Origin of the sequence: Streptomyces asoensis (assembly GCF_016860545.1) — a bacterium.
Taxonomy (GTDB): Bacteria; Actinomycetota; Actinomycetes; order Streptomycetales; family Streptomycetaceae; genus Streptomyces; species Streptomyces asoensis.
The window spans coordinates 829,881-846,176 of the sequence record NZ_BNEB01000005.1; the positions used below are offsets into that span (position 1 = coordinate 829,881).

The window sequence follows — 16,296 nt, forward strand, 5'->3', positions numbered from 1 at the left end:
GGGGGGCCGGGACCGTGCGGTCCCGGCCCCCCGTTCCGCGTTCAGAGCGTGACGCGGATCCCGACGGTCCCGTCCTTGCCGCGGCGCAGCCTGCTGCCCAGCAGGACGAGACGGCCGACGACGCCGTACTTGCGGGCCAGCAGGGCGCGGTAGCGGGCGGTGGCCGCCGCGTCGCAGATCTCGGCGGTGGCCGGCACCTGCTCGCCGGTCGGGTTGCCGCGTACGTCGCAGGGCCCGACGAGCACGTCGCCGCGGGCCCTGATCCGCTTCACCTTCCAGGCGTCGGCGGCCGACCAGGCGCCGAGCGTGTCCCCGTCGCGCACCACCCACACGGGGGTGGCGACGCCGGTCCCGTTCTTGCGGTAGCTGGTGATCAGCAGGTACTTGCCCGACGCCAGCCGGTCGATCGCCTTCTCGTCCATGCCCGCAGTCTAGGCAGCGGCGCCCGTCCCCACCTCGGCGGCCGGTGCACCGTTGCCTGACGTACGGGGCGGACGCGGTTCAGCCCACCGCGGCCGCCATCCGCCGTACGCCTTCGGTGAGGATCTCCGCCGACGTCGCCAGGTTCAGCCGGACGTGCCCGTCCCCGCCGGTGCCGAAGTCCGGTCCGGGGCTGAGGGCGACCCGCCCCCGTTCCAGGAAGACCGCGGCCGGATCGGCGCCGAGGCCGAGCGCCCGGCAGTCGAGCCAGGCGAGGTAGGTGGCCTCCCCCGGCCGGTACACGACCTCGGGCAGCCGCTCGGCCAGCAGGGCGCGCAGCAGGCGCCGGTTGTCGTCGAGACCCGCCAGCAGGGCGTCCAGCCATCCAGTGCCCTCGCGCAGCGCGGCCGTGTGCGCGAGCACGCCGACATGGCTGGGACCGTGGGACACCTCCTCGGGCAGCAGGGCGAGATCGGCCGCCGCAGCGGGGCCCGCGACGGCCAGGGCGGCCTTGAGCCCGGCCAGGTTCCACCCCTTGGAGGCCGACATCAGCGACAGCCCGTCCTGCGCGCCCGGCACGGCGAGGTAGGGCACGAACTCGGCGCCGGGCCCGGTGAGCGGCGCGTGGATCTCGTCGGCGACCACCCGGACGCCGTACCGGCGGGCGAGACCGGCGACGGCGGCCAGTTCGGCGGCCGTGTGCACGGTGCCGGTCGGATTGTGCGGGCTGCACAGCAGATGCGCGGCGCGTCCGCCGCCGGAGACGGCCCGCCGGTACGTCTCCTCCAGCACGGCGAGGTCGAGCCGGCCGTCCGCGCCGAGCGGCGCCTCGGCGATCCGCCGGTCCATGTGCTCGACGAACAGGAAGAACGGCGGGTAGACGGGCGGATTGACGACCACCGCGTCACCGGGGCCCGTCACCAGCTTGAGCATCTCGACGACGCCCAGCATCACGTCCGGCACGATCGCCGTCCGCTCCACCGCGAGCCCGTCCCAGCCCCACCGCTGAGCGGCGAACAGGGACAGCGCCTCGGCGTAGGCGGAGCCCGCCGGATAGCCGGTGTCGCCGAGTGCGACGGCCTCCGTCACCGCGCGGACGACCGGTTGCGCGAGGGGCACGTCCATCTCCGCGACCCACAGCGGGAGGACGTCGGCCGGATGGGTACGCCACTTCATGCTGGTACGACATCGCAGCCGGTCGAGGGTGAGGGCCTGTAAAGGGTTCGCTTCACCGGGGGTCTCGTGCGGGATGCTGGTCATGGGGCACAAGATAGGGGGCCGCGGTGTGACAGGGGATCACCTGAACAAGGCAGCCTCGGCGGACGCCGGCGCGGTTGCCGAGGTCGCCTGCGACGAGTCGGGGTCGGACGGCGAGAACCTCACCGGCGGCAACACCGACGTGTTCGCCCATGCGAGTGTGCTGCTGTCGCCGGACCGCGCCGCCGGGTACGTGCGGGAGATCCGCGACCGGATCCGTTCGCCCGCCGAGGAGTACAAGGCGAACCATCTGCTCCGCGAGAAGCACCGGCCGGTCCTGGAATGGCTCCTCTCGCCGTCGGGCCCGCTCCACGGGCGGGCCCATGTGCACCTCGTCGAGAAGCACTTCTTCGTCGTCGACCGGGTCGCCGACCTGCTGCTCGCCGACCCCGGGGCGGCCCTCGCGCTCTTCCGGCAGGGACGGCGGACCTTCACCGCGCCGCAGTGGCGGCGGTTCCTGGAGGCCGCCAACCAGCTGCTGTGGGTACGGCACGACGGCGAACCGGACGCACCCGTCGAGGAGTTCTTCCGCACCCTCGCCGAACTGCGGCGCGGGTACCCGGACACGGCGGTGGCGCGGACCCTGTCCCGGCTGGCGCGGGAACGGCCGCGCGCGGTCTCCTACCGGGCCGCGGTCCGCGACGGGCCCTTCGTGCTGAACCCGGTCCTCAATCCGCTGCTGCCCTCGATCCTGCACACGGCGGCCCACTGGGGCGACGGCGGGCGCCCGGTGCAATTGGCGCACGACCGCCAGAACATGCTGACCCCGGAGCGCGTCGCCTGGCTCGAGGACACGGCCCGGCGGCGCGGCATCCGCCTCACCGGACTGCGGCTCGTCGTCTCACGGCTCGACGCCCGGGTGCAGCTCGCCGACTTCCTGGCCGGCATCGCCCGCCGGATCGCCTCCGACGAGCTGGGCGGCCGCGGTGACCCCGTCCTCACCGGGCTGCTGCGTCCCTACGTCGGCGCGGCGGCGGTCTGGGGCGACGAGCGGAGCTGGGCGCGGCTCGGGCCCACGACCGGACCGGGCGGGGCGCCGGTCCGGATCACCGGTGCCGCCGGGGTGAACGCTGCCGGGTCCGCGCACGTATGGAGGTGAGGGCACTCAACGACCGGAGCGCCCCGCGGTGTTGAGGCCGTGCGTTCGGGGTTTTCGGGAGCCATGACATGAGGCATGTACGACGACGGGCCGTCCGGCGAGTGACACGGCTGGCGGCCGTCGGCGGACTTCTCCTCGGAGGGGCCATGGTCACGCAGGCCGCCATGGCGAGCGAACCGCCCGGCACGTCCACGGCGGCCCGGGGTGCGGCGGAGGCCGTCGTCACGAACCCGGGGACCGCCCTCGTCAAGAAGCTCGGCACCGCGCGTACGGCGGGCACCTGGCTCAACTCCGCCGGGCGTCCGGTCGTCGCCGTCACCGACGAGGGGTCCGCCGCCGCCGTCCGGCAGGCGGGCGCCGAGGCGAAGGTCGTCTCCCACAGCATGAACGAGCTCAAGTCGGCCACGGCCACCCTGCGCTCGGCCCCCAGGGTGCCGGGCACCGCGTGGGTGATGGACTACCGGTCGAACCAGGTCGTCGTGCAGGCCGACAGCACCGTGTCGGCCGGCGACTGGTCACAGCTGACCAGGACGGCCTCGGGGATCGGCAGCTTCGTGCGGATGGAGCGCACCACCGGGAAGTTCACGACCCGGATCAACGGCGCCCAGCCGATCCTGTCGACCGGCGGACGCTGTTCGGCCGGTTTCAACGTGACCAACGGCTCGAACGACTTCATCCTCACCGCGGGGCACTGCGGGCCGACCGGGTCCACCTGGTTCGCCGACAACCAGGCCGAGCAGCAGGTGGGGCAGACGGTGAACTCCAACTTCCCCGGCAGCGACTTCTCCCTGGTGCAGTACGCGGGGAAGGCCGGCGCGGGCGCGGACGTGGTGGCCATCGGCAACGGCAACGGCGTGCGGATCACCGGCTCGGGCGACGCGGCCGTCGGCCAGCGGGTGTTCCGCAGCGGCAGCACCAGCGGACTGCACGACGGCGAGGTCACCGGCCTGGACGCCACGGTGAACTATCCGGAGGGCACGGTCGGCGGGCTGATCGAGACGACCGTGTGCGCCGAACCCGGCGACAGCGGAGGCCCGATGTTCTCGGACGGCATCGCCCTCGGTGTCACCTCGGGCGGCAGCGGCGACTGCACGACCGGCGGTACGACGTTCTTCCAGCCGGTGAACAGGGCGCTGTCCCAGCTCGGTGTGCAGCTGATCGTGGCCGCGCCCTCCGCCGACGCGCAGGGCGGCGCGTCCACCGCGTCCGCCGCCCCCGCCCCGTCCTCGTCGTCACAGGGGGCGCTGTCGCCGGGCACGGCCTCGCCGGGCACGACCACTCCGGTGACGAGTACCGGGGTGAGCGAGACGCTCGCCTCGCGGCTCACGGATCCCAGGAACATCGGCCCCGGTCTGCTGGTCATCGCGGGCAGCATCTTCGCCCTCGTCGCCACCCGGTACTTCCGTGCCGAACAGGACCGCAAGGCCTACCAGCGGTACTACTCCGCCACCTGGGGGTGACCCCGGCGGGACGCCGAAAGGCCCGGGCGAGCGGATCACCGCTCGCCCGGGCGTCGACGGACGTAGGAGGAGCGGCCAGGCCGGGGCACGGGATGCGGGGCACCCCACCTCGGCGGTGGGGCCCCGCGGACGGACGGCCGCTGCGGCGGCTGCGCGGACGGGCTGCGGTCAGGCCGCTTCGACGGAGTGCGGCGCGGCGGCCCACTCCAGGACGAGCCGCTGGTACTCCTCGCGCTGCTCGACGCTCAGTGTCCCGCCCGACCGGCGCCACAGGGCCCGGATCTCCTCGTTGATCTCCGCAGCCGATCGCTCGGAGAGGGATTCAACAGTGGTGGACATGGCGTGAAGCTTACGGCGTCGGACGTGAAGACCACGTGAGTCATCACGAATAAACCGGACATAACGGACGTGTTACTGATCACGTCCATCTGTCAATCCCTGTAGCGCAGTTCAGCTCTCCGCCGATCCCAGGACCAGCACCTGGATGGCCAGCACCGCAGCGCCGCGCGCCCAGTCGTGGAAGTCCGACACCTTGGTCTCCAGCGTCACGGGGGCGGCCAGCGGATGCCGGTGCGCACGGACGGACGCCTCGACCGCCGCCCCGCCGACGTCCATCAGCCCCACCCCCTCGCCGGCGAGCACCACCTTCTGCGGCATCACGGCGTTGGCGATCTGCGCGATCAGCGTGCCCAGCGCGCGGGCCGCCTCGTCGACGACCCGGGCGGGCATGGGTTCCCCGGCGGCGGCAAGGGCGAGGATCTCCTCGTACGTGTGCTCCCGGCCGGTGGCGGCCTGGACCTGGTAGCGGATGCTGGGGATGGTCAGCAGCGAGACGGCGCTGCCGCGCTCCCCCTCGGGGGTGAGCGGGCCGCCGGGGTCGATGATCCAGTGCCGGCCGAAGCCGCCGTCCTCCTCGACGGTCGGCACCCGCCTGCCGGACAGGACCAGCCCGTAGCCGAAGCCCGCGCCGATGGTGAGGACGACGTAGCGGTCGAGTCCGCGCCCCGCGCCGAACCAGGTCTCGGCCTCCACCAGGGCGGCCACGTCGTTCTCCAGGACCACGGGCAGCCCTGTGCGCCCCTCCACCAGCGCGGCCAGCGGGACGTTCCGCCAGCCCAGGAAGGGCGACTCCCCGACCGTCGTACGGCCCTCGACCCGGCCGCCCACCCCGATGCCGATGCCCGCGAGAGAGGGATGGGCGCGGGCCAGTTCGTCGGTCATCTCGCCCAGCACGGCGACGACCTCCGCGGGCTCGCGGGTCGTGAGCGGGCGGTCGTGCCGGGCGACGATGTCGCTGCGCAGGGTGGTGACGACGCCGTACACCGCGTCCGCGGTGATCTTGAAGCCGATGAAGGAGCGCGACTGCGCGACCACGTCGAGCGGCTGTGAGGGGCGCCCCTGGCGGGTCTCCCCCGCGACGCCCCCGTCGGCCACCTCGACCAGCAGGCCGGACTCGATCAGCGGTTTGGTCAGGCGCGTCACGCTTCCCGCGGAGAGATCGAGCCGCCGCGCGAGGTCGGTGCGCGAGAGCGGGCCGTGGACGAGCACCTCGATCGCGACCGAGCGCTCCCCCGGGCTCAGCGGCAGCCAGCTGGCGGTACCTGTCGTCATGAGGGTCAGACTCCCACACGATTTATTTTTGCCCTAAAAGTATCCAGGTCACCATACCGGCCTGGAAGCCCTCCGCAAGAGATTTTCCCCCGGCTCTTGACGCTGGATTCTTTCGGCTCAAAAGTAAGTGGCCGAGAGCGAGCCGCCGCAGACGAGGGAGTCTTCCGATGACCATCGCCTCCAGCAGTCCTCCGTCGCCGCTGCCGTCGGTCGGCGCCGCGGGGATCGCGACCACGTCGAGGACGGACCGGCCGCGCGCGGACGGCAGCCGGGGCGACGGGCGGCTCGCCGCGGTGTTCGTCGCACCGGCGCTGCTGGGGTTCGTGGTCTTCCTGCTGTGGCCCACGCTGCGCGGCGTCTACTTGAGCTTCACCCGCTTCAACCTGCTCACCCCGGCGCAGTGGGTGGGCATCGACAACTACGTCCGCATGGTCCACGACCCGATCTTCTGGAACTCCCTGCGGGTCACCGTCGAGTACGTGGTGATCAACATCGGGGTGCAGACGGTCTCGGCGCTCGCCATCGCCGTACTGCTGCAACGGCTGACGCAGTCGGCGGTGCTGCGCGGGATCGTGCTGACGCCCTACCTCATGTCGAACGTGGTCGCCGGCATCGTCTGGCTCTGGATCCTCGACACCCAGCTCGGCATCGGCAACGAGATCCTGGTGGCGCTCGGTGTCGGCCGTGTCCCCTTCCTGGCCGACGAGACCTGGGCGATCCCCACGATCGCCCTGATCAACGTGTGGCGGCACGTCGGCTACACCGCGCTGCTCCTCTTCGCCGGACTCCAGGCCATCCCCGGCGACATGTACGAGGCCGCGAAGGTGGACGGCGCGAGCGAGTGGCGGATGTTCTGGCGGATCACGATGCCGCTGCTGCGTCCGGTGCTGGCGGTGGTGCTGATCATGACGGTGATCGGTTCGTTCCAGGTGTTCGACACGGTCGCCGTGACGACCCGGGGCGGGCCGGCGGACGCCACGAACGTGCTCCAGTACTACATCTACGGCGCCGCCTTCGCCCGCTTCCAGTTCGGCTACGCCTCCGCGATGTCGGTGGCCCTGCTCGTCGTGCTCGGCGCGATCACCTTCGTCCAGTACCGGCTCACCCGGGCCGACCGCACCGACCTCGGCTGAGCGGAAGGAACGCGACATGACCACCGTGACCCCATGGACGGCACGGGCCCGGCGGACGAGCCGCCCACGGCCCCTCAGGCGCCGCTTCACCCCCGGGCGGATCGCCGCCTGGGCGCTGCTCGCCGTGATCACCCTCGTCACCCTGCTGCCGTTCTACTGGATCCTGCGCACCGCGCTGTCCTCCAACTCCGGACTCGCCGCGAGCCCGGGCGATCCGCTGCCCGTCGATCCGACCGCGGGCGGCTTCGAGCGGGCCCTCGGACTCCAGTCCACCGAGGAGGCGGTCGCGCAGGGCGGCGCGGGCGGCGGACTGAGGTTCTGGCGCTACCTGCTGAACTCGGTGGTCGTCTCGACCCTCGTGACGGTCTGCCAGATCTTCTTCTCCGCCATGGCCGCGTACGCCTTCGCCCGGCTGCGCTGGCGCGGCCGGGACAAGGTGTTCGCGCTCTTCCTCGGCGGACTGATGGTGCCCGCCGTCTTCACCCTGCTGCCGAACTTCGTGCTCATCAAGGAACTCGGTCTGGTGGACACCCTCCTGGGGATCGCCCTGCCCACGATGTTCATGACGCCCTTCGCGGTGTTCTTCCTGCGCCAGTTCTTCATGAACATCCCGAGGGAGGTCGAGGAGGCGGCGCTGCTGGACGGCGCCGGGAAGGTGCGGATCTTCTTCCGGGTGCTGCTGCCGATGGCGGCCACGCCGGTGCTGACCCTGGCCGTGCTGACGTACATCACCTCCTGGAACGACTACTTCTGGCCGCTGATGGTCTCCTACGGCGACAGCTCGCGCGTCCTCACCGTGGCGCTGGCAGTCTTCCGGGCGCAGACCCCGCAGACCGGCACCGACTGGTCGGGCCTGATGGCCGCCACGCTCATCGCGGCCCTGCCCATGCTCGCTCTCTTCGGGTTCTTCGCGCGCCGCATCGTCAGCTCCATCGGCTTCACCGGGATCAAGTAGGGGGACGGGCATGCGGATACGGATGCGGATGCGGATGCGTGCGGTCACCGCGCTGACCGGGGCGCTCGCGCTCAGTCTGGTGAGCGGGTGCGCCGGGGGCGGCGCCGGGTCGTCGGCCCGCACGGTGACGTACTGGCTGTGGGACGCCAACCAGCAGCCCGCCTACGAGGCGTGCGCCGAGGACTTCGAGAAGCAGAACCCCGGACTGAAGGTGAAGATCACCCAGTTGGGATGGGACGACTACTGGACCAAGCTCACCGCGAGCTTCATCGCGGGCACCGAACCGGACGTGTTCACCGACCACATCCAGAAGTTCGGCCAGTTCGCCGACCTGAAGGTCCTCGAGCCGCTCGACGACCTGGGCATCGACGACGCCGACTACCAGCCGGGGCTCGGCGCCAACTGGAGGGGCCAGGACGGGCGGCGCTACGGCGCCCCGAAGGACTGGGACACCGTCGCCCTCTTCTACAACCGCGCGATGGCGCGGGAGGCGGGCCTCACCCCGGACCGGCTGAACGACCTGTCCTGGAACCCCGAGGACGGCGGCACCTTCGAGAAGGCCGTCGCCCACCTGACCGTCGACAGCTTGGGCAGGCGCGGCGACGAGCCCGGTTTCGACAAGGACCACGTCGCGGTGTACGGCCTGGCCACCAACGGCGGCGGCGACGGCGACGGGCAGACCCAGTGGAGCACCTTCACGGCCTCCGCGGGCTGGACGTACACCGACCGGGCGCGCTGGGGCACGAGGTACCGGTACGACAGCAAGACCTTCCAGTCGGTCGTCGAGTGGTACTTCGGCCTGGCGGGGAAGGGCTACATGGTGCCCTTCACCGACTACAACTCCCAGTCCAACCAGGCCAACACCCAGGTGGCCGCGGGCAAGGCGGCCGCATCCTTCGACGGCGCCTGGATGATCTCGTCGTACGACGGGTTCAAGGGCATGGACATCGGCACCGCGGTCACACCCGCGGGTCCGGCCGGCCGGCGCGCCACGATGATGAACGGGCTCGCCGACTCGATCACCAGGAACGCCCGGAACAAGCAGGGCGCCAGGAAGTGGGTCGCGTATCTGGCGTCGGACGAGTGCCAAAGGACGGTGGGCGGTTACGGGATCGTCTTCCCGGCGACGCCGGGCGGCACCGAGGCCGCGGTGGCGGCCTACCGGAAGAAGGGCATCGACGTCGGCGCGTTCACCGAACCGGTCGCCGACAAGGAGCGGTTCGCGACCTTCTCCTATCCCATCACCGACTACGCGGCCGACGTGTACGCGTTGATGCACCCGGCCATGCAGGACATCTTCGGCAACGGCAAGCCCGTGAGCGGCCTGGACCGGACCAACAGCCAGATCAACCTCATTCTCGACCAGTGAAAGGCGCGTTCCCCATGACGTTCTCCCTCGGCATCGTCGGTGCCGGACAGTTCTCGGGCCAGTTCGCCAAGCTGTTCCAGGCCCACCCCGGCGTCGGTGACGTGTACGTCACCGATCTGCTCCCCGAACGCGCCGAGCGGCTCTCGGCCGAGGTCGGGCTGACGGGCACGTTCCCCTCGTACGAGGCCATGCTGGAGTCGCCCGCGGTCGACGCCGTCGCCGTCTTCACCCAGCGCTGGACGCACGGCCCGCTGGTCCTCCAGGGGCTCGGGGCCGGCAAGCACGTGTACTCCGCCGTCCCCATGGCGATCACCACCGAGGAGATCGCGGCGATCATCGACGCCGTCAAGGCGACCGGGCTGACGTACATGATGGGCGAGACCAGCCAGTACAACCCGGCGACCGTGCACGCCCGCGACCAGATCGCGAAGGGCGCCTTCGGACGGCTCTTCTACGCCGAGGGCGACTACGTGCACGACATGGACCTGGGCTTCTACGACGCCTACCGCTACAGCGGCGGCGAGGACTGGAAGGCGACCGCCAGCTATCCCCCGCTGCTGTACCCGACGCACTCCGTGGGCGGTGTGCTCGGCGCCTGGCAGACGCACGCGGTGAGCGTGTCGGCGATCGGTGTCGTCGACGAGCGCGGGGACGGCGTCTTCGACAAGGAGGTCAGCCGGTTCGGCAACGACTTCTCCAACGCCACCGCGCTGTTCGAGGTGGCGGGGGGCGGTTCCTTCCGGACCAACGAGTTCCGGCGGGTGGGCTACCCGTCGCACATCCGCGAGTCCCGTTTCCGCTTCTTCGGCACCGAGGCGAGCATGGAGCAGCTCGCGACCGTGGCGCTCTGGCAGGACAAGGAGGGCGTGCGGGACATCAGCGAGCTGCTGGAACCCAAGCCCACCCTGTCCCCGGACGACCCCTCGCTCCGGCACGTCGCGCCCGAACTGAGGGCCGCCTTCACCTCCGGTTCGGCGCCGGTGCACGACCGTACGCGGCTGCCGCGGGCGTTCGACGAACTGCACAACGGTCACGAGGGCAGCCACCACTTCCTGGTGGACGACTTCGTGACCGCGGTCGGCAGCCGGACCCTGCCGTCGGTGAACGCATGGGTCGCGGCCCGCTACACCCTGCCGGGCATCGTCGCGCACGAGTCGGCGCGGCAGGGCGGGACCAGGCTGGCGATCCCGGACTTCGGGGACGCGCCCGGGGCGTGATTGCCCGACCGGCGTCCCCGAGCGGCTCAGGTGCCCGGCTTGCGGCCGTAGACGAAGACGTCGTCGCCGTTCTTCAGCAGCGACCAGTACTTCTTGGCGGTCGTGGTGGTCATGTTGACGCAGCCGTGCGAGCCGGGCGGGTTCCACATGCTGAGGCCGACCGAGTGGAAGGCCTGACCGCCGTCGAAGAACTGGCTGTAGGGCATGGGCACGTTGTAGATGCTCGACACGTGGTCGATGTGCCGGTAGTAGATCTTCTTCAGGCCGGTGCGGGTCTCGTACCCGTCGCGGCCGGTGCGCACCGGGACGGGTCCGTAGACCAGCCTGCTGCCGTCCTGGATCCAGCTGATCTGGAGGGTGAGGTCGACGCAGGCGATGCGGCCCTTGTTGGTCGGGCACCGGCCGGCCTTGTTGGGCTTGTTGCCCACCGCCTTCTGCTTGTTCATGAGGTCCATCACGCCCCAGGTGACGGGCCCGGCGTAGCCGATGTTCGGGGTGATGCCGTGCTTGTTCTGGAAGGCCCGGATGGCCTTGCAGTCGGTGGTCGACTGCCGGCCGTCGACGGGCCGGCCGAGGAACTTCTCCACCTGCTTCTGGTACGGCCCGGCCTGCGTCGTACAGCTCGCGGCCTGCGCCGGACCCGCGCCCAGCGCCAGTGTCAGCGGCGCGATCAGGCCGGTGAGCCCGAGCACGACGGCCCCTCGTCTGCGGATGTCCCCCATGGTTGCCCTCTCCCTGACACGGTTGTCGCGATCTCTCCCCCTTAGACACGTGTGCCCCGGCGGCGGTTGTAGTCCGGCGCGGGCTGTGACGAAACGGTGAACTTCTCCTCCGTGCAGGCCACCCGAACACCCCTTTATGTCCTGTTCGTTGCGGTATGGCGGGATGCTCGTGCGCGGTGTCCGGTCCAGTTTCCTCCGATTGGATCGGGCGCCGGGCCCTCGCGCCGTCCTAGGTTCGCGGTATGCATCCCACCCTCGCCGGCGATCTCTCCCGCCTTCCCGAGCTCCTCCAGCGCGCCCGTGACTTCGCCGCCCGCGAGGTGAGCGGGCTGGGCGACCGGCCGGTCTCCCACCGGGACCCGGCGCCCGTCCCGGCCGGCCTGCCCGGCGAGGGGGCAGGCGCCGAGGGCGCCCTCGCGCGCTTCGCCGAGGCCTGGGCACCGGGCTTCTCCGGCTCGGCCGGTCCGCGCTACCTCGGCTTCGTCACGGGCGGCGCGACTCCCGCGTCGGTCACCGGGGACTGGCTGACGGCGGCGTACGACCAGAACGTCTCCGGGTCGGCCGGTTCATGGGCCGCGGCCCTGGAGCGCGAGACCGTCGCCTGGCTGCGCGAACTGTTCGGGCTGGGCGACGCGCACAGCGGGGCGTTCGTGACCGGCGCGACCGTCTCCACCACCGTCGGACTCGCCGTCGCCCGTGAGTGGCTGGGCGAGCGGCTGGGCGTCGACGTGTCGCGCGAGGGCGCGGCCGCCCTCGGGCCCGTGGAAGTGCTCTCCGGCAGCCCGCACTCCAGTGTCTCCAAGGCGCTGTCGGTGCTGGGCGTCGGCCGCGACCGGCTGCGGCGGGTCCCCCTGCTGCCCGGCGGGCGGGAGGCCGTGGACGTCGACGCCCTCGAGTCGGCGCTGGCCGCGCTGGACGGACGCCCGGCGATCGTCGTGGCCAACGCCGGGACGGTCGACACGGTCGACTTCGACGACCTGCGGGCCGTCGCGGCCCTCAAGGAGCGCTACGACTTCTGGCTGCACGTGGACGCGGCGTTCGGCGGTTTCGCCGCCCTCTCCCCCGCACACGCCCACCTCGTCGACGGGCTCGACGCGGCCGACTCGGTCTGCGTGGACCTGCACAAGTGGCTCAACGTGCCCTACGACGCGGCCGTGCAGTTCACCCGCCGCCGCGACCTCCAGGTGCGGGTCTTCCACAACGCCTCGCCCTACCTGGGCGCGCCCACGGGCGAGCCGGACTTCCTCCATCTCACGCCGGAGAACTCACGGCGGCTGCGCGCCCTGCCGGCGTGGTTCTCGCTGGTGGCCTACGGGCGGGCCGGGCACCGCGAGATCGTCGAGCGGAACGTGGAACTCGCCGTCCGGCTCGGCGAGGGGATCGCCGCGCTGGACGGGCTGCGGCTGCTGGCGCCGGTGCGCCTGAACGTCGTCTGCTTCACCCTCGCCGACGACCCCACGGCCGCCCGGGTCGCCGCCCTGGCGGACGCGGTGGCCGCCTCCGGAGAGGCTTTCCTGACCCCGACGGTGTACGGCGGGGTGCCCGCGCTGCGGGCCGCCTTCAGCAACTGGCGCACGACCCGCGCGGACGGGGAGCGGGTGCTGCGGGCCCTGGCCTCGGCGCCGGGCACCCACGGGTGAACCGGGCGGCCCGCGGGTGAAAGGATCCACGGGGCCGTGCGGCGCGGCCGTCACGTCGACAGGACGGAGCACGTGCGGGCATGACCGCCTTCCTCCAGCAACTCCCCGCCCTCCTCGGTGTCGTGGTCGGCGCTCTCGGCTCCTACGTCGCGGTCGTGCGCAGTGACCGGGCCCGGTTCCGGCGGGAGCGGGCGGCCCGGTGGGAGGAACGACGGCTGGCGGTGTACACCGAGTACGCGCGGACGCTGAAGGCGTCGGTGAACCTGACCTACCGGGTCGCCGCGCACCTCGGCAACGACCCGCATCCGCACCCGCTGTCCCCGCAGGAGGCCGAGCCGCTGCTGGCCCAGGCCACCGACCGGCGGGACCCGGCCGGGGAGGCGCTGATCATGCTCGGCGGCAGGGACACGGTGGAGCGGGCCCGGGAGTGGGTCGTCGTGGTGATGGACATGGAGCGCTTCCTGCGTGCCGGGACGCACGACCCGCAGGCCTGGCAGGCACTGCTGGAACGGCAGCGCGCCGGCCGCGAGGGCTACTACACGGCCGTGCGCGAGGATCTCGAACTGCCGCCGGGCCACTCGGCGCGCTGGTCGACGCAGCCCGGCTCGCCCGACGCGGGCGGTCAGCGGTAGCCCGTGGTGTCCGCCGCCTTTCCCGGGTCCTGCACCTCGACCAGGTAGCGCCAGGCGTCGGGCCGGCTGCCGTCGAGGTCGGTGAAGCCGTACACGCCGGCGAGTTGCCCGCTGGACAGGGAGCGCCCGTTGTGACGCGCCACGTCGGGATCGGCGGCGAGGGCGGCGACCGCCCGGCCGACGTAGCGGGGTGTCTCGGAGATGGCGAAGTGGGGGACACTGTCGAGGGCGTCGCGCCAGTTGTCCTCGCGTACGCCGAAGTGGTCGAGCATCATCTCCGACCGCAGCCAGCCCGGGGTGAGCGCCACGGCGGTGGCGCCGCGCGGGCCGAGTTCGTGGCCGAGGGCGAAGGCCATGCGCAGGACGGAGTTCTTGGCCAGGTCGTAGAAGAAATTCACGCGATAGGTGTCGCGGTTGTAGTCGGTGGTGCCGTCGGTCATCTCGACGACCAGTGCGCCGGGCCGGCGCAGCAGCAGGGGCAGTGCGTGGTGGCTGGTGATCGCATGGGTCTCGACGGCGAGCCGGAGCAGTCGCAGACCGTTGTCCAGGTCGTGCTCCCAGACGGGCGCGTCCCACTCGAAGAGGTGCTCGCCGCCCCAGATGTCGTTGACGAGGACGTCGAGGCGGCCCTGCTCCGCGGCGATGCGGTCGACGAGGGAGCGGACCTGGCCGGGGTCGAGGTGGTCGGTGGGCACGGCGACGCCGTGGCCGCCCGCCTCGGTGACGAGGTCGGCGGTGTCCTCGATCGTCTCGGGCCGGTCGTACTCGGAGCGCCGGGTGCGGGTGGTGCGGCCCGTCACGTAGACGGTGGCGCCCGCCGCCCCCAGTTCCACGGCGATGCCGCGTCCCGCGCCCCGTGTCGCCCCGGCGACCAGGGCGACCCTGCCTTCCAGCGGACCGGACATGTCCGACCTCCTGCGTGTGTTGCGTCGGTGTCGTCATCGAGGATCGATGGCAGCGACGAGCATCGCGTGGAAGCCGGACACCTCCTGTCGTCTTTTCCGCACCGGGTCACCCGCCCGGCGGCGGGCCCCGGTTCCGGCTCAGTGCCCCCGGGCGATCCACTCGTCCAGGTGCGGCGCCTCGGCGCCGATGGTCGTCGTGTCGCCGTGGCCGGTCAGCACCTTCGTCTCCGGCGGCAGGGCGAGCAGCCGCTCCCTGATGGAGGTGATGATCGTCGGGAAGTGGGACCAGGAGCGGCCGGTGGCGCCGGGCCCGCCCTGGAACAGGGTGTCGCCGGTGAACAGGACGCCGAGCCCGGGGTCGTGGAGGCAGACCGCGCCGGGCGCGTGCCCGGGGGTGTGCAGCACGGTCAGGTCGGTGCCGGCGGTCTCGATGACCTGGCCGTCGGCCAGATGGGCGTCGGGCTCGCGGTCCGGGTGGGTGAGCTTCCACAGCGGCAGGTCGTCGGGGTGCAGCCAGATCGTGGCGCCCGTCGCGTCGGCGAGTGCCGGCGCGGCGTCGATGTGGTCGTTGTGGGCGTGGGTGCACACGATCGCCGTGAGCCTGCGGTCTCCCACGGCGGCCAGGATGGCGTCGACGTCGTGGGCGGCGTCGATGACGATGGCCTCGTGGTCGTCGCCGACGATCCACACGTTGTTGTCGACGTCCCAGGTACCCCCGTCGAGACTGAACTGCCCCGAGGTCACCAGGCGTTCGATACGGGCGGCCGTCACAGGACCACCACCGAGCGCAGCACGTCGCCGTGGTGCATCCGCTCGAAGGCCTTCTCCACCTCGTCCAGCGCGATCGTCTCCGTGACGAACGCCCCGAGATCCAGCCGGCCCTGCAGATGCAGATCGATCAGCATCGGGAAGTCCCGCGAGGGCAGACAGTCGCCGTACCAGGACGACTTCAGCGCACCCCCACGCCCGAAGACGTCCAGCAACGGCAGCTCCAGCTTCATCTCCGGCGTCGGAACACCCACCAGCACCACCGTGCCCGCCAGATCACGCGCATAGAAGGCCTGCCGGTACGTCTCCGGCCGGCCCACCGCCTCGATCACCACATCGGCACCGAAACCCCCGGTCAGCTCCCGGATCGCCTCCACCGGATCACTCTCCTTCGAGTTCACCGTGTGCGTCGCACCCATCCCGGCAGCCGTCCGCAGCTTGCGGTCGTCGATGTCGACGGCAATGATCTTCGCCGCACCGGCGAGCCGCGCACCCACCACCGCCGCGTCACCGACCCCGCCACAGCCGATGACGGCCACACTGTCACCACGCCCCACACCGCCCGTGTTGATCGCCGCACCGATACCGGCCATCACCCCGCACCCCAGCAGCCCCGCCACCGCAGCCGACACCGACGCATCGACCTTCGTGCACTGCCCCGCCGCCACCAGCGTCTTCTCCGCGAACGCCCCGATCCCCAGCGCCGGCGACAGCTCCGTGCCGTCCAGCAGCGTCATCCGCTGCTTCGCGTTGTGCGTGTCGAAGCAGTACCAAGGACGCCCCCGCAGACACGCCCGGCACCGACCGCACACCGCCCGCCAGTTCAAGATCACGAAATCGCCCGGCGCCACATCCGTGACACCCTCCCCCACCGACTCCACGACACCCGCCGCCTCATGCCCCAGCAGGAACGGGAACTCGTCGTTGATCCCGCCCTGCCGGTAGTGCAGATCGGTGTGGCAGACCCCGCAGGCCTGCACCTTGACCACGGCCTCGCCGGGACCGGGATCCGGAATCAGGATCGTCTCCACCCGTACCGGCTCGTTCTTGCCCGGCGCGATCACTCCGCGCACTTCCTGCGGCATCGTGCTGTCCCTTTCTTCGACGG

At 71.7% G+C, this 16,296-nt stretch carries 16 protein-coding genes; 8 read left to right on the top strand and 8 right to left on the bottom strand.

What is annotated here, in order from left to right; genetic code table 11:
• Window positions 1-41 precede the first annotated feature (41 nt).
• Window positions 42-422 carry a PPOX class F420-dependent oxidoreductase gene (locus Saso_RS26695; protein ID WP_189924661.1) on the bottom strand — a complete coding sequence of 127 codons (381 nt, stop codon included), beginning with the start codon at window positions 420-422 and terminating at the stop codon, window positions 42-44.
• A gap of 79 nt (window positions 423-501) precedes the next feature.
• On the bottom strand, window positions 502-1,680 hold the full coding sequence (locus Saso_RS26700; protein ID WP_189924659.1) for a MalY/PatB family protein: 1,179 nt from the start codon (window positions 1,678-1,680) through the stop codon (window positions 502-504).
• Between the two features lie 25 nt (window positions 1,681-1,705).
• Between Saso_RS26700 and Saso_RS26705 the strand changes: the two genes are divergently transcribed.
• Together Saso_RS26705 and Saso_RS26710 are read left to right on the top strand one after the other, a co-directional pair.
• Window positions 1,706-2,776, top strand: a complete 1,071-nt coding sequence (locus tag Saso_RS26705) for a hypothetical protein (protein ID WP_229901385.1) — start codon at window positions 1,706-1,708, stop codon at window positions 2,774-2,776.
• Window positions 2,777-2,844: 68 nt separating this feature from the next.
• Window positions 2,845-4,236, top strand: coding sequence for a S1 family peptidase (locus Saso_RS26710; RefSeq protein ID WP_189924657.1), 1,392 nt, complete (start codon window positions 2,845-2,847; stop codon window positions 4,234-4,236).
• Window positions 4,237-4,404: 168 nt separating this feature from the next.
• On the opposite strand, the gene Saso_RS26715 is transcribed toward Saso_RS26710, so the two are convergent.
• Window positions 4,405-4,575, bottom strand: a complete 171-nt coding sequence (locus Saso_RS26715) for a hypothetical protein (protein ID WP_189924655.1) — start codon at window positions 4,573-4,575, stop codon at window positions 4,405-4,407.
• A gap of 111 nt (window positions 4,576-4,686) precedes the next feature.
• On the bottom strand, window positions 4,687-5,847 hold the full coding sequence (locus Saso_RS26720; RefSeq protein ID WP_189924653.1) for an ROK family transcriptional regulator: 1,161 nt from the start codon (window positions 5,845-5,847) through the stop codon (window positions 4,687-4,689).
• 167 nt (window positions 5,848-6,014) lie between these two features.
• Between Saso_RS26720 and Saso_RS26725 the strand changes: the two genes are divergently transcribed.
• Genes Saso_RS26725 through Saso_RS26740 form a run of 4 tightly spaced genes read left to right on the top strand, consistent with a single transcriptional unit; the run spans window position 6,015 to window position 10,521 of the window.
• On the top strand, window positions 6,015-6,980 hold the full coding sequence (locus tag Saso_RS26725; RefSeq protein ID WP_189924651.1) for a carbohydrate ABC transporter permease: 966 nt from the start codon (window positions 6,015-6,017) through the stop codon (window positions 6,978-6,980).
• A gap of 16 nt (window positions 6,981-6,996) precedes the next feature.
• Window positions 6,997-7,935 carry a carbohydrate ABC transporter permease gene (locus Saso_RS26730; protein WP_189924649.1) on the top strand — a complete coding sequence of 313 codons (939 nt, stop codon included), beginning with the start codon at window positions 6,997-6,999 and terminating at the stop codon, window positions 7,933-7,935.
• Window positions 7,936-7,963: 28 nt separating this feature from the next.
• Entirely contained in the window at window positions 7,964-9,304 is a 1,341-nt protein-coding gene (locus Saso_RS26735; protein ID WP_189925029.1) for an ABC transporter substrate-binding protein, read from the top strand.
• A 14-nt stretch (window positions 9,305-9,318) separates the two neighbouring features.
• Entirely contained in the window at window positions 9,319-10,521 is a 1,203-nt protein-coding gene (locus Saso_RS26740; RefSeq protein ID WP_189924648.1) for a Gfo/Idh/MocA family protein, read from the top strand.
• Between the two features lie 26 nt (window positions 10,522-10,547).
• On the opposite strand, the gene Saso_RS26745 is transcribed toward Saso_RS26740, so the two are convergent.
• Window positions 10,548-11,243: a L,D-transpeptidase family protein gene (locus tag Saso_RS26745; RefSeq protein WP_189924646.1), complete on the bottom strand. Its 696-nt coding sequence runs from the start codon at window positions 11,241-11,243 to the stop codon at window positions 10,548-10,550.
• A 242-nt stretch (window positions 11,244-11,485) separates the two neighbouring features.
• On the opposite strand from Saso_RS26745, the gene Saso_RS26750 reads away from it, so the two are divergent.
• Window positions 11,486-12,883 carry a pyridoxal phosphate-dependent decarboxylase family protein gene (locus Saso_RS26750; RefSeq protein ID WP_189924644.1) on the top strand — a complete coding sequence of 466 codons (1,398 nt, stop codon included), beginning with the start codon at window positions 11,486-11,488 and terminating at the stop codon, window positions 12,881-12,883.
• 80 nt (window positions 12,884-12,963) lie between these two features.
• Complete coding sequence (locus Saso_RS26755) at window positions 12,964-13,515, top strand: hypothetical protein (RefSeq protein ID WP_189924642.1); 552 nt, start codon at window positions 12,964-12,966, stop codon at window positions 13,513-13,515.
• Here Saso_RS26755 and Saso_RS26760 read toward each other — a convergent pair.
• The 3 genes from Saso_RS26760 to Saso_RS26770 form a co-directional block, all read right to left on the bottom strand.
• Window positions 13,506-14,420: an SDR family oxidoreductase gene (locus Saso_RS26760; RefSeq protein ID WP_189924640.1), complete on the bottom strand. Its 915-nt coding sequence runs from the start codon at window positions 14,418-14,420 to the stop codon at window positions 13,506-13,508. The genes Saso_RS26755 and Saso_RS26760 overlap by 10 nt on opposite strands.
• Before the next feature lie 138 nt (window positions 14,421-14,558).
• Complete coding sequence (locus tag Saso_RS26765) at window positions 14,559-15,191, bottom strand: MBL fold metallo-hydrolase (RefSeq protein WP_203833563.1); 633 nt, start codon at window positions 15,189-15,191, stop codon at window positions 14,559-14,561.
• Window positions 15,188-16,273 (bottom strand): S-(hydroxymethyl)mycothiol dehydrogenase, encoded by a 1,086-nt coding sequence (locus Saso_RS26770; protein ID WP_203833582.1) that lies wholly within the window; start codon window positions 16,271-16,273, stop codon window positions 15,188-15,190. The genes Saso_RS26765 and Saso_RS26770 overlap by 4 nt, the downstream gene beginning before the upstream one ends.
• Window positions 16,274-16,296 lie beyond the last annotated feature (23 nt).